This window comes from Arthrobacter sp. PM3 (genome assembly GCF_003352915.1).
GTDB lineage: Bacteria > Actinomycetota > Actinomycetes > Actinomycetales > Micrococcaceae > Arthrobacter.
Map to the genome: position 1 here is coordinate 3,024,026 of NZ_CP022314.1, position 12,985 is coordinate 3,037,010.

Consider the following 12,985-nt stretch of genomic DNA (forward strand, 5'->3'; position numbering starts at 1 on the left):
GATTCCCCGATGATCAACAAAGTTGTTGCCAACGCGGCCGAGGCCGTCGCGGACATCCGCGACGGCGCCTCCCTCGCCGTCGGCGGATTCGGGCTGTGCGGTATCCCCGTGGCGCTGATCGAGGCCCTGCACCAGGGCGGCGCCACGGACCTGGAAACGGTCAGCAACAACTGCGGAGTCGACGACTGGGGGCTCGGCATCCTGCTCAAGGACGGCAGGATCCGGCGCACCATCAGCTCCTATGTGGGCGAGAACAAGGAATTCGCCCGCCAGTACCTCGCCGGCGAGCTTGAAGTGGTCCTCACCCCGCAAGGCACCCTGGCCGAGAAACTGCGCGCCGGCGGCGCGGGCATCCCCGCCTTCTACACGCCGGCCGGCGTCGGAACCCAGGTGTCCGACGGCGGCCTGCCGCAGAAGTACGACGCCGAGGGCAACGTCGCGATCGCCTCCGCCGCCAAGGAAGTCCGCAGCTTCGGCGGCGCGGACTACGTCCTGGAGGAATCCCTGACCCCGGACTTCGGGCTCGTCCATGCCTGGAAGGGTGACCGGCACGGCAACCTCGTGTTCCACGCCACCGCCATGAACTTCAACCCGCTGTGCGCCATGGCCGGGAAGATCACCATCGCCGAAGTCGAGGAACTCGTGGAACCGGGGGAGCTGGACCCGGAACACGTCCACGTCCCCGGGATCTTCGTCCAGCGCGTCGTGCTGGTCCCGCACGGCGAGAAGCGCATCGAGAAACGGACGGTGGCGGTGGCCGGCGCCACGGCCGGCGCGGCCCGCAGTGCAGCACAACCGGAACCCAAGCAGGCAGGAGCATAGCCGTGGAATCCACCAGCGCCCAGGGCGCCCCGCCCCGCCCCGAAGCCGTCCGGCACGAATACCGGCGCTCCGCCGTCGTGCATCCTGACGGCAGCCCGGGCAAGGGCTGGACCCGCAACGAGCTCGCCGCCCGGGTGGCGCAGGAGCTCCGCAATGGCCAGTACGTCAACCTCGGCATAGGCATGCCGACGCTGATCCCGAACTACATCCCGGACGGCGTCGAGGTGGTGCTGCATTCGGAGAACGGCATCCTCGGCGTCGGGCCGTACCCGGCCGAGGACGGGGTCGACCCCGACCTCATCAACGCCGGCAAGGAAACCGTCACGGTCAACAAGGGGGCCGCGTTCTTCGACTCGGCAGCCTCCTTCGGCATGATCCGGGGCGGCCACGTAGACGTCGCCGTGCTCGGCGCCATGGAGGTCGCCGCCAACGGCGACCTCGCCAACTGGATGATCCCGGGCAAGATGGTTAAGGGCATGGGCGGCGCCATGGACCTCGTCTTCGGCGCCAAACGGGTGATCGTGATGATGGACCACGTGGACCGCAACGGCAAGCCCAAGATCGTGGACACCTGCACGCTGCCTCTGACCGGCAAGGGCTGCGTGGACCGCATCATCACCGACCTCGCCGTGATCGACGTCGTGGCGGAGGGCGGGCAGTCCCGCCTGGTGCTGCGCGAACTGGCCCCCGACGTGTCCGTGGAGGACGTCGTGGCGGCCACCGGTGCCGAGCTCTTCGAAGAAGACCAGGAACTGACCGTATGAGCGCTCCAGACCGGCCGTTTCCGGACCCCCTCGCCGGCGGTCAGCGGGTGCCCGGCGGCGTCAAGGTGATTGAACAGCGCGGGCTCTACTTCGACGAACTCGAAGAGGGGGTGGTCTACGCGCACCGGCCCGGCCGGACTGTCACGGAGACGGACAACGTCCTGTTCACCACCATGACCATGAACACCCAGGCCCTGCACTTGGACGCAGCCTGGAGCGCCGGGCAGCCGTTCGGCCAGCGGCTCATGAACTCGATGTTCACCCTCGCCACGGTGGTGGGCCAGTCCGTGCCGCAGCTGACCCAAGGCACCATCATCGCGCAGCTGGGCCTGACGGACGTGTCCTTCCCGCACCCGCTCTACCACGGGGACACCCTCTACACGGAGACCATGGTCACCGGAAAAAGGCTGTCCTCGTCCCGGCCGGGCCAGGGCATCGTGACCATGCAGCACACCGGCCGCAACCAGCACGGGGATGTGGTGGCCCTTGCCGTCCGCAGCTGCCTGATGTGGACACGCGAGGCGCACACGGCTGCCGGTCCGGACGGGGCGCAAAAGGGGACAATAGAGACATGAGCTTCCTGATGGGTCCCGCCTTGCTGTTCTGCCCCGCCGACCGTCCCGAGCGGTACCAGAAAGCCGCCGAGCGCTCCGACACCGTGATCGTGGACCTCGAGGACGCCGTCGCGCCCGCCGATAAACAGCGGGCCCGCGGCGCGATCCTCGCCCAGCTTGGCGCCACGGGCGACGTCCCTGAACTGGATCCGAGCCGCACGATCATCCGGGTCAACCCGGCCGGCACGGACGAGTTCGAAAAGGACATGCACTGCCTCAAGCACACCCCGTACCGGCACATCATGCTGGCCAAGGCCGAGAACGCCGCCCAGCTCAAAGAATTGGATGGCTATAGCGTCATAGCCCTCTGCGAGACAGCCGCCGGCGTCCTCAACGCCGCCGCCATCGCCGCCGAACCCAACGTTGTGGGCCTCATGTGGGGCGCCGAAGACCTCCTGGCGTCCCTCGGCGGAACCTCCAGCAGGACAGAGAACGGCGACTACCGGGCCGTCGCACTGCACGCCCGGTCCAGCGTGCTCCTGGCCGCCGGCGCCCACGGCAAGGACGCGATTGACGCCGTGTACGTCAACATCCCGGACCTGGACGGCCTGGCGCTCGAGGCCCGCGACGCCGTGGCCTCCGGATTCGCTTCCAAGGCCTGCATCCACCCGAGCCAAGTGGCAGTGGTCCGGGACGCCTACGCACCCTCCGAGTCCGCCGTCGCGGCGGCCGCCGAACTGCTCGACGCCGCCGCCTCCGCGGGTACCGGGGTGTTCCAGTTCAAAGGCAGGATGATTGACGGCCCCATCCTGAAGCACGCCGAATCCACGCTCCGCCGCGCCGGCCACTAGGAACCCGGCCGGGTTGGCAGTTCGCGGCAGTGTTCCGCTCCGGGACTGCCTTCAAGAACCAGACAAGTTTAGCGCCGCCACAAATACCGGTTCTCCGGCCGGCCCGCCGCCCCATAACGGGGCGTCAGCCGGGCGTGGCCGTGGACCACGAGGTACTCGAGGTAGCGGCGGGCGCTGACCCGTGACAGTCCGAGCTGCAACGCCAGGCCCGCCGCGGACACGTCCTCGGGGCTGGCCTTCAGGGCCTCGATGACCGCGTCCAGCGTGGGGCGGGAGAGTCCCTTCGGCAGGCGCACGGCCGCTGCCGGCGGGTCGGCGTGCCCGGGCCGTCCCGCCGCCGGCGCGGAGGGGCGCGCCGGCGCCACCAGCCGGTCGATGCTGTCCTGGTCCAGCGGTCCGGCGCCGCCCGCCGCCAGTTCCTCCCGAAGCCGGACGTACCCGTCCAGGCGTTCGTTCAAGGCCTGCGAGGTGAAGGGCTTGACCAGATAATGCAGGACGCCGCCGGCCATCGCGCCGCGGACCGTCTCCAGTTCCCGGGACGCGGTGATCACCAGGACGTCCACGGGATGCTGGCGCCCGCGCAGCCGGCGCAGGACGTCCAGGCCGGACATGTCCGGCAGGTGGATATCCAGCAGCACCAGCTCGGGCCGCAGCTCCGCGGCCAGGTCAAGGCCCTGCTGTCCGGTGTGGGCCATGGCGACGACGTCGAATCCGCCGCGCGCCAGGAGGAACCCGTGGTGGATCCCGGCCACTGCTACGTCATCGTCGATGATGAGGGTGCGTATGGCGCTCATTGATGCTGTAGTTCCGCCTCTTTTGTCCTGAGCGCTACCGTGAAGCAGGCTCCGCCTAATGCCGATGAGGATATCTCTGCCCGGCCTCCGCGCCGGAGGGCAACCCGCTGGACCAGGGCCAGGCCAAAGCCGCGGCTGTTGATTCCCTCGGCTTCCTTGCTGGTCACGCCGGGCTCGAACACCATAGCGCGTTCGGCCGCCGGGATGCCGGGCCCGTCGTCCTCCACCACGATGGTGCGGCCGCCGTCGGGAGTCTCGGCCAGCCGGACAGCCACGGTGCTGTCGTAGCCCGTGGCGTCCACTGCGTTGTCGATCAGGTTGCCCAGGACGGTGATGACGTCGCCCGAGCTGTCCGGGGAACACACCGAATCGGGGCTGACCACGATCTCGATGCCGCGTTCGGCGCAGACCGTGGACTTTGCGATCAGCAGGGCCTGGACCCCGTGGTCCGTGATCCCCGGCGCCAGCGGGCGGTGCGCGGAGACGGCGTCGTGGTGGCTGCGCCCCAGGTATTCGATCGCCTTGTCCTGCTTCCCAAGCTCCAGCAATCCGGAAATCACGTGCAGTTTGTTGGCGAATTCGTGCGCCTGGGCGCGGAGCGCGTGCGTCACGTCCACGGCGCCGTCGCGGTCACGCAGCACGGCGTGGAGTTCGGTGCGGTCGCGCAGGATCAGCACTTTGCCCACTTCGCGGCCGTCCACGGTGGCCGCATTGACCTTGCCCAGCAGGAGCCGTTCGCCCGAGAGCACCAGTTCCTCCGTGGCGGACCCGGCGGAGAGCAGACGGTGGACCGCCGGCTCGAGGCTTACCTCGGCCGGGGCGCCCGTGATGTCGCCCGCCAGCCCCAGCAGGCGGCGTGCCTCGTCGTTGACCAGCGCGATCCTGCCGTCGGCGTCCACCGCCACGAGCCCTTCGCCGAGCCCGTGGAGCATGGCGTCGCGGGTTTCGAGCAGCGTCGCGATGTCCTCCGGCTCCAGCTTGTAAATCCGGCGCCAGACGAGTTTTGAAACGTACATCGCGCCCAGCGAACTGAGCAGCGCCGCCCCCAGGAGCCAGCCGAACAGCTGGGGCATGTCCTCATCGAGGTCGGCGGCGAGCGTGCTCTCCAGCACGCCGACAGATGCGGAGCCGATCACCGTGCCGGAGGCATCGAAGATGGGAACCTTGACCCGCCACGACTCGCCGAGGGTGCCCGTCTGGGTGCCCACATAGATCTCCCCGGACAGGGGCACCGAGGGATCGGTGGAGACCGGCCGCCCGATTTCGGCCGGATGCGGGTGGGACTGCCGGACGCCGTTCCGGTCGGTCACCACCACGTACGTGACGTTGGATGCCTGCCGGATGACTTCGGCGATCGGCTGGATGGTCTGAGCCGGCGACGGCGTGCCGAACGCATTGATGACGGAGGGCAGCCGGGCAACGCTTTCAGCCACGCCGATCAGCCGGCCCTTATAGGCGTCGCGCAGCTGTTGTTCCTGCATCCGGATGGTCACGGCGCCCACCACCGTCAGGACAGCCAGCACGATGCCCAGCTGCAACGCGACCAGCTGGAACCGGAGCGGAATCCTGTGAACCATGTCACAAGCTTCCCATCCCGCGAGTCCCGCCGCGGACCGTAGGGCCGGTCCTGGCCGTGACCAATATGACCACTATTACCTCTACGTCCAAATGCTGTTGCCCTTTCCGGGCCGCTCCTAGGGTCGGTGACGTGATTCCAATGATGTGCATCACATTCGCTCAAGGAGAAACCATGTCTTCGCAGTCCCACTTCACCCGGCCCGCTTCCACGCAGCCCGCCCCCCAGCAGCGCAACTACACCCGCCGCGCCGCCCTCGCCGCCGGGGCCGCCGGGGTGGTCCTGGCCCTGTCCGCCTGCGCAGGAAGCGGCACCGGCGCCGGGGCGTCCTCGGGCCCTGACCCGATCAAGAAGCTCAGCATCATCGTCCCGGCCAACCCGGGTGGCGGCTGGGACCAGACCGGGCGCGCCATCCAGGCAGACCTGCAGTCCAACAAGCTGGTCTCCTCCGCCCAGGTCACCAACATCGGCGGCGGCGGCGGAACCAACGGCCTGGCCAAGCTGGCCACCGAAAAGGACGCCAACACGCTCATGGTGATGGGCTACGTCATGGTCGGTGCGGTGGAGACCAACGCCGCGAAGACCCGGCTGGAGGACACCACCCCCATTGCCCGGCTCACGGAAGAGCCGCTGGTCGTGGTGGTGCCGGCGTCGTCGAAGTACCAGTCCGTCGCGGACCTGGTGGCGGACATCAAGGCTAACGGGAAGGGAGTTGCCATCACGGGCGGCTCCGCCGGTGGCGCGGACCACATCCTGGCCGGGCAGATCCTGAAGTCCCAGGGTGTGGAGGCCGACAAGCTGAACTACATCGGCTACTCCGGCGGCGGCGAGTCGATCGCCGCGCTGCTGGGCAACAAGGTCCAGGCCGGGATTTCCGGCGTCGGCGAGTACGCCGAGCAGGTCAAGGCCGGTAAAGTCCGGGCCCTCGCCGTGTCCGGAAAGTCGGAGGCTCCGGCACTCCCCGGCGTCAAGCCGCTCAAGGACCAGGGGATCGATGTCGTGCTGACCAACTGGCGCGGTGTGGTGGCCCCCGGCTCCATCGACGACGCCCAGCGCGCCAAGCTGACCGACGTCGTCACCAAACTGCACGACTCGGAGGCCTGGAAGTCCACCCTGGCCAAGAACAACTGGGACGACGCCTTCCTGTCCGGCGACAGCTTTAAGGCCTTCCTCACCGAAGACATCGCCAAGGTCAAGACCACACTGACCCAGATCGGGCTGGTCAAGTAGCAATGACTTCCCACGTATCAACGCCCGCACGACGGCCGACGGGGGAGATCCTGTTCGCCCTCGTCTTCGTCAGCGTGGGCGCGGCGGGCCTGGCGGCGGCGGGATCGATTCCGGTCCCGCCGTCGGAGACCGGGATCGGGCCGCGGGCCTTTCCCTACATTGTGTGCAGCATGCTCGTGCTGTGCGGTGCCGGGGTGGTCCTGCAGGTCCTCCGCGGGAAGGTCGGGCAGGCCGAAGACAGCGAAGACCTGGACGCAACCGCGAAAACTGACTGGGCGGCGCTGGCCAAACTGGTCGGCTTCGTGGTGCTGCACATCTTCCTCATCGAGCCCGCCGGCTGGCCCGTGGCCGCGGCCGTCCTTTTCAGCGGAGCGGCATGGTCCCTGGACGCCAGGCCGCTCTGGAAGGCCATCGCCGTGTCAATCGTCCTCGCGCTGGTGCTGCAGTACGTCTTTGGCGGGCTGCTCGGCGTGTCCCTGCCGCCGGGGCCGCTGCTGGAAGGGGTGCCGTTCCTGCATGGATAGCTTCATGATGCTCCTCGAAGGATTCACCACCGCCCTGCAGCCGGTCTACCTGCTCTACGCCCTGGGCGGCGTGTTCGTCGGCACGGCCGTTGGCGTGCTCCCCGGCATCGGGCCGGCCATGACCGTGGCCCTGCTCATGCCCATTACCTACGCCCTGGATCCCGCCGCCGCTCTGATCGTGTTTGCCGGGATCTACTACGGCGGCATGTACGGCGGATCCACCACCTCCATCCTGCTCAACACGCCGGGCGAATCCTCCTCAATCGTCACGGCGCTCGAGGGCAACAAGATGGCCAAGGCCGGCAGGGGAGCGGCGGCCCTGGCGACGGCGGCCATCGGCTCCTTTTTTGCCGGGACCATCGCCACGGTCCTGCTGTCCTTCCTCGCCCCTGTCGTGGCGGACTTCGCCGTCGGCCTCGGACCGGTCGACTACGTGGCCCTCATGGTGGTGGCGTTCCTCACCGTCGGCGCCCTGCTGGGTGCCTCCGTCCTGCGCGGCCTGGCGTCCCTGGCGCTCGGGCTGTTCATCGGCCTGATCGGCATCGACGACAGCACAGCCCAGCAGCGCTTCACGTTCGACAACCCCACCCTGGTGGACGGCGTCGACATGGTCCTCGTGGCCGTCGGGCTCTTCGCCCTCGGCGAGGCGCTCTACGTCGCCGCGAAACTGCGGCACGGCCCGGTGGAACTCATCCCGGTCAGCAAGGGAAAGAACTCCTGGCTGACCCGGGAGGATTGGAAGCGGTCCTGGAAGCCGTGGCTGCGCGGGACCTTCATCGGTTTCCCGATCGGAACGGTTCCGGCCGGCGGCGCGGACGTCTCGACGTTCCTGTCCTACGCGGCCGAACGCAAACTGGCCAAGGGGCCCAACAAGGCCCAGTTCGGCAAGGGCGCCATCGAAGGCGTCGCCGGGCCGGAGGCGGCCAACAACGCCGCCGCCGCCGGTGTCCTGGTGCCGCTGCTGACCCTCGGCATCCCGACGACGGCCACCGCCGCCATGATGCTGACGGCCTTCCAGCGCTACCAAATCCAGCCCGGGCCGCTCCTGTTCGAGAACCAGGGCGCGCTCGTGTGGACCCTCATCGCCTCGCTGTATGTCGGCAACCTCATGCTGCTGGTGCCGAACCTGCCGCTGGTGGGCCTGTGGGTGAAGATCCTGCAGATCCCGCGCCCCTACCTGTACGCGGGCATCCTGGTTTTCGCCGCCCTCGGCGCCTTCTCGGTGAACTTCGCCGCGACCGACGTCGGCATCCTGCTGGTGGTGGGCGTCCTGGGCTACTTCATGCGCCGCTACGGCTACCCGGTGGCGCCGATGGTGGTCGCGATGATCCTGGGACCGATGTTCGAGGTGCAGCTGCGGCGCTCGCTGCAGCTTTCCCAGAACGACCCCACGGCGCTGTTCTCCTCGCCGTTCGCCGTGGTGGTTTACGCGTCCATGGCGTTGATCTTCGTCGCGTCGTGGTGGCTGCGCCGCCGCCAGGCCACGCTGGAGGCAGCGCCTGCGAAGGAAGAGGTGTCCGTCTGACCCCGCCGGGATGGCCTTTCGCGGCAGCGTCCCGCTCCGGGACTGCCACGAAAGGCCATCCCGCGCCCGCCGGGGGAGGCGCAGGCTGTCGCCGCCGTGCGGGATACTGGAAACATGCAGCCGCGCAAGATCGTCCTCCTCGGGTCCACCGGTTCCATCGGCACACAGGCGATTGACGTCGTCGACGGCGCCCCGCACCTATTTGAGGTCGTGGCCCTCAGCGCCGGCGGCGGCAACCTTGAACTCCTGGCCCGGCAGGCCGTCCACACCCGCGCCCAGGCCGTCGGCGTCGCCTCCGGTGACGCCGACGCGCTCCGGACCATGATCGACGACGCCGCCCGCGCGGCAGGGCTCGCCGGGTACCGCCCCGACCTCATCGCCGGCCCGGACGCCTCCACCCGGATCGCGGAAATCCCCGCCGACGTCGTCCTGAACGGCATCACCGGTTCGATCGGGCTCGCCCCCACCCTGGCTGCCCTCGGCTCCGGCGCCACCCTGGCCCTGGCCAACAAGGAGTCCCTGATTGTGGGCGGTTCGCTGGTCAAGGCCGCCGCCCGCGAAGGGCAGATTGTCCCCGTCGACTCCGAGCACTCGGCCATTGCCCAGTGCCTGCGCTCCGGAACCGCTGCCGAGGTGGACCGGCTGATCCTGACCGCGTCGGGCGGACCGTTCCGCGGCAGGACCCGGGAGGAACTGCGCGATGTCTCACCGCAGGATGCCCTGGCCCACCCCACCTGGGACATGGGCCTCATGGTCACCACGAACTCCGCGAGCCTGGTCAACAAGGGCCTGGAAGTGATCGAGGCGCACCTGCTCTTCGACATCCCGCTGGAGAAGATCGACGTCGTGGTCCACCCGCAGTCCGTGGTCCACTCCATGGTGCAGTTCACCGACGGCTCCACAATCGCCCAGGCCTCGCCGCCGGACATGCGCCTGCCCATCGCCTTGGGCCTCGGCTGGCCGCACCGTGTCCCGGGATCGGCGCAAGCCTGCGACTGGAGCAAGGCCACCAGCTGGACCTTCGAACCGCTGGACGCCACGGCCTTCCCCGCCGTCGGCCTCGCCAAGGAGGCCGCCCGGCAGGGCAGCACCTACCCGGCCGTCTTCAATGCCGCGAACGAGGAAGCCGTGATGGCCTTCCACTCCGGGCGGATCCGGTTCACCGATATCGTCGACACCATCGACGCCGTCCTCAGCGAACATTCAGGGTCTTCCGGGCTGACGGTGGAGTCCGTGTTGGATGCTGAACGATGGGCACGCGCCCGCACCCACGAACGTTTAGCCGTCAGAAGCGTCTAGGAAGCAGCAGAACCCACCCATGAGCCCAGTCCTCCTCTTTGTCCTCGGTGTCGTCTTCGTGGCGATCGGCATCGCGGTGTCCATTGCCCTGCACGAAGTGGGGCATCTGGTGCCAGCCAAGCTGTTCAAAGTCCGTGTGACCAAGTACATGATCGGATTCGGTCCCACGGTGTGGTCGAAGAAGCGGGGCGAAACCGAGTACGGCCTCAAAGCCATCCCGCTGGGCGGCTACGTGTCCATGATCGGGATGTACCCGCCGAATAAGGACGACGGCACGGTCCGGCCCTCGAGCACCGGCATGTTCCAGTCCCTGGCCTCCGATGCCCGGTCGCTGGCCCATGAGGAAATCGGGCCGGGCGATGAAAACCGGGTCTTCTACCGCCTGCCGGTCTGGAAGAAAATCATCATCATGCTCGGCGGCCCCGCCATGAACCTGCTGATCGGCGTCGTGCTGACCGGTGTGCTGCTCATGGGATTCGGTGTCGCCAGCCAGACCACCACCATCGCCGACGTCTCCAAATGCCAGGTCAAGGCCGGTGAGACCGTTGACCCGAACTCCGCCGACTGCAAGCTCACTCCCGCCGCGGCGGCGGGACTGAAACCGAACGACACCATCACCTCCTTCGACGGCAAGGCCGTCACCAGCTGGGACGAACTCACCGGCTGGATCCGCGCCTCGGCGGGCAAGCAGGTCAGCGTCACCGTGGAGCGCGACGGCGCCGCGGTTACTGCCACGGTCACCCCTGTGCTCACCTCCCGCCCGGTGATCGGCGCCGACGGCCGGCAGGCCACAGGATCCGACGGGAAACTCCAGTACCAGGACGTCGGCTTCCTGGGCATCGGCGCCCGGACGGCACTCGTGCCCCAACCGGCGTCGGCCGTCCTGCCGATGGCGGGGGAGAACATCAAACAGGTCGCCGGAGTGGTGGTGAACCTGCCGGCGCGCGTGGCCGGCGTGGCCAAGGCGGCCTTCAGCGAAGAGCCCCGGGACCCCAACGGCCCCATCAGTGTGGTGGGTGTGGGCCGCGTGGCCGGCGAGGTCGCCGCCATGGAAGAGGTCCCGCTGCAGTCCCGCTTCGCGGCACTGGTCGGCCTGCTGGCCGGGCTCAACTTTGCCCTGGCCGTCTTCAACCTCATCCCGCTGCTCCCGCTCGACGGCGGCCACGTGGCCGGGGCGCTGTACGAGGGAGCCCGCCGGCAGATCGCCAAACTGGCCGGCCGGCCGGACCCCGGCGCATTCGACATCGCCAAGCTGCTCCCGGTTACCTACGTGGTGGCGGTGCTGCTCATGGGCATGGGAGCGCTGCTGATCTACGCGGACATCGTCAAACCCGTCAACCTCTTTGGCTAGCTTCCGCCCGGCCGCACCCCCGTCCGGCGCTGCTCAGTTGCTTTTGACTGATTCTCTCCGATAAGCCTATTTTGACTGATTTCGTATAATCAGTTCAAAGTGATTGATTATCGAGAATCAGCTCCCTAGGCTGGGGCCATGTACGTTATGACAATCGACCAGCGCGGCAGCACGGGCGACGTCGACCGGGTCCCCGCCTTCCTGCAGGAACTCGGGGCCCTCCCGGCGGCAGGACGCTTTGAGCGATCGGTCGGCGACGAGGTCCAGGGCGTGGTCGCACAGGCGGCCGACGTCGTGGAGATTGCCCTGCATGCCCTGCGCAGCGGCCGCTGGTACGTCGGGATCGGCGTGGGGGAAGTGGACCTGCCGCTGCCCGCCAGCCCCCGGGAAGGCTCCGGCCCGGCCTTTGTGGCCGCCCGGGCCGCAGTGGAGCGGGCCAAAGCCGCGGCCGCCCACGTCCCGCTCGCAGTGGTCGCCGGCGCCGCTCCGCGGGGCAGGAACTCCCACGGGGCCGGGCAGGCGGCCTGCGCCAACGCCGAAGCGGTGCTCCGGCTGATTGGCCGCCTCATCCAGGAACGGACCCCGGCGCAGTGGAAGGTAGTGGATATGCTGCGCACGGTGCGGCACGGGCAGCCCGGCATCCACGGCACCCAGAAAGTCGCGGCCCGGAAACTCGGAATCACGGAGCAATCGGTGAGCCGCGCGGTCCTGCGCTCCGGCTGGCAGGAAGAATGGGCGGCGAGGCCGGCAGCCGAAATGCTGCTGTCCCTCGCCTGTGACGCCACAGCCCCCGACACCACAGGAGGAGACCGGTGAACTTCCTCTGGATCACCCTGGCCATGCTCACGGCCGGATTCGTCGGCTGGCCGGTCACGGCGGCGGTCTTCCGGCTCGCCCGGACCATTGACGACAGGGCCGGCGCCGCTCCCGGCGGCCCGGCCGCCGGCACCGCTGCGGCTGAGGATCCCGCCGCCGATTCCACCACGGACACCGACGTCACCCCGGCCCCCGTCGACGTCCCGGACCGGGGCGCCGGCAGGGCGGATGCGGACGCCGTCGATACGGTCAGCAGCGCCCGCATCCTGCGCGGCGGCGCCATCATCGGCATTCTGGAACGCTTCGCCGTGTGCCTGGCGATCCTCGCAGGCCAGCCCGTCGCGATCGCCTACGTCGTGGCCATCAAGGGCCTTGGCCGCTTCGCGGAGTTGAAAGCCACCCCCGTGGCTGCCGAGCGGTTCATCATCGGAACCCTCACCTCCATGCTCTGGGCCGCCGGGGTCGCAGCCCTGGTCAAGACGCTCGTCCTCGGCTGACCGCGTGCCCGGCCTGTCTCCGGATGGGAACCGGGCAAGCAGGGCGATAGTGTATCCATATGACTGTTTTTGCTGTGGAGTACGTGTACGACGCCGAATCTTCCGAAACCCGCAACGCCACCCGCCCGGCGCACCGCGAATGGACGGCGGAACTTGCCCGCGAAGGCGCCCTGCTGGCAAGCGGCCCCTACGGCGACGGCGCAGGGGCGTTGCTCATCTTCAAGGCGGACGACGAAGCGGCACTGAACGACATCCTGCGCCAGGACCCCTTCGCGGCAGCCGGCGCCATCTCGGGCACGCGCACCATGGCGTGGGCGCCGGTGACCGGCCTTCTGGCTGACCACACCGCCTAGCCCGTTCCGCCCGCACCTTCGATACCTCA

General features: G+C 68.7%; 14 protein-coding genes. 12 read left to right on the top strand and 2 right to left on the bottom strand.

Annotated elements, in window-relative coordinates; genetic code table 11:
- Positions 1-9: 9 nt before the first annotated feature.
- The 4 genes from CFN17_RS13760 to CFN17_RS13775 are packed head-to-tail and all read left to right on the top strand — an operon-like array spanning position 10 to position 2,991.
- Complete coding sequence (locus tag CFN17_RS13760) at positions 10-822, top strand: CoA transferase subunit A (RefSeq protein ID WP_208748336.1); 813 nt, start codon at positions 10-12, stop codon at positions 820-822.
- A gap of 2 nt (positions 823-824) precedes the next feature.
- The gene (locus CFN17_RS13765) at positions 825-1,586 is read left to right on the top strand and encodes a CoA transferase subunit B (protein WP_208748337.1); all 762 of its coding nucleotides are present in this window, start codon (positions 825-827) and stop codon (positions 1,584-1,586) included.
- Positions 1,583-2,161 carry a MaoC family dehydratase gene (locus CFN17_RS13770; RefSeq protein WP_261792207.1) on the top strand — a complete coding sequence of 193 codons (579 nt, stop codon included), beginning with the start codon at positions 1,583-1,585 and terminating at the stop codon, positions 2,159-2,161. The genes CFN17_RS13765 and CFN17_RS13770 overlap by 4 nt, the downstream gene beginning before the upstream one ends.
- A complete protein-coding gene (locus tag CFN17_RS13775; protein ID WP_208748338.1) occupies positions 2,158-2,991 on the top strand; it encodes a CoA ester lyase in 834 nt (277 codons plus the stop codon). Before CFN17_RS13770 ends, CFN17_RS13775 begins: the two co-directional genes overlap by 4 nt.
- A 68-nt stretch (positions 2,992-3,059) precedes the next feature.
- Here the strand turns inward: CFN17_RS13775 and CFN17_RS13780 are convergent, their stop codons facing one another.
- The gene (locus tag CFN17_RS13780; RefSeq protein ID WP_208748339.1) at positions 3,060-3,785 is read right to left on the bottom strand and encodes a response regulator; all 726 of its coding nucleotides are present in this window, start codon (positions 3,783-3,785) and stop codon (positions 3,060-3,062) included.
- Complete coding sequence (locus CFN17_RS13785) at positions 3,782-5,362, bottom strand: sensor histidine kinase (protein ID WP_208748340.1); 1,581 nt, start codon at positions 5,360-5,362, stop codon at positions 3,782-3,784. The genes CFN17_RS13780 and CFN17_RS13785 overlap by 4 nt, the downstream gene beginning before the upstream one ends.
- Before the next feature lie 173 nt (positions 5,363-5,535).
- Between CFN17_RS13785 and CFN17_RS13790 the strand changes: the two genes are divergently transcribed.
- From CFN17_RS13790 to CFN17_RS13825, 8 genes are all read left to right on the top strand, one after another.
- Positions 5,536-6,591, top strand: a complete 1,056-nt coding sequence (locus tag CFN17_RS13790) for a tripartite tricarboxylate transporter substrate binding protein (protein WP_208748341.1) — start codon at positions 5,536-5,538, stop codon at positions 6,589-6,591.
- Between the two features lie 2 nt (positions 6,592-6,593).
- Complete coding sequence (locus tag CFN17_RS13795) at positions 6,594-7,115, top strand: tripartite tricarboxylate transporter TctB family protein (protein ID WP_208748342.1); 522 nt, start codon at positions 6,594-6,596, stop codon at positions 7,113-7,115.
- A complete protein-coding gene (locus CFN17_RS13800; protein WP_208748343.1) occupies positions 7,108-8,640 on the top strand; it encodes a tripartite tricarboxylate transporter permease in 1,533 nt (510 codons plus the stop codon). Before CFN17_RS13795 ends, CFN17_RS13800 begins: the two co-directional genes overlap by 8 nt.
- Before the next feature lie 114 nt (positions 8,641-8,754).
- The gene (dxr, locus tag CFN17_RS13805) at positions 8,755-9,939 is read left to right on the top strand and encodes a 1-deoxy-D-xylulose-5-phosphate reductoisomerase (protein WP_208748344.1); all 1,185 of its coding nucleotides are present in this window, start codon (positions 8,755-8,757) and stop codon (positions 9,937-9,939) included.
- Between the two features lie 19 nt (positions 9,940-9,958).
- Positions 9,959-11,290 carry an RIP metalloprotease gene (locus CFN17_RS13810; protein ID WP_208748345.1) on the top strand — a complete coding sequence of 444 codons (1,332 nt, stop codon included), beginning with the start codon at positions 9,959-9,961 and terminating at the stop codon, positions 11,288-11,290.
- A 138-nt stretch (positions 11,291-11,428) separates the two neighbouring features.
- Positions 11,429-12,106 carry a MarR family transcriptional regulator gene (locus CFN17_RS13815; RefSeq protein ID WP_208748346.1) on the top strand — a complete coding sequence of 226 codons (678 nt, stop codon included), beginning with the start codon at positions 11,429-11,431 and terminating at the stop codon, positions 12,104-12,106.
- Complete coding sequence (locus tag CFN17_RS13820; RefSeq protein WP_208748347.1) at positions 12,103-12,603, top strand: hypothetical protein; 501 nt, start codon at positions 12,103-12,105, stop codon at positions 12,601-12,603. Before CFN17_RS13815 ends, CFN17_RS13820 begins: the two co-directional genes overlap by 4 nt.
- A 59-nt stretch (positions 12,604-12,662) precedes the next feature.
- Positions 12,663-12,956 (top strand): YciI family protein, encoded by a 294-nt coding sequence (locus CFN17_RS13825; RefSeq protein WP_208748348.1) that lies wholly within the window; start codon positions 12,663-12,665, stop codon positions 12,954-12,956.
- Positions 12,957-12,985: the final 29 nt, after the last annotated feature.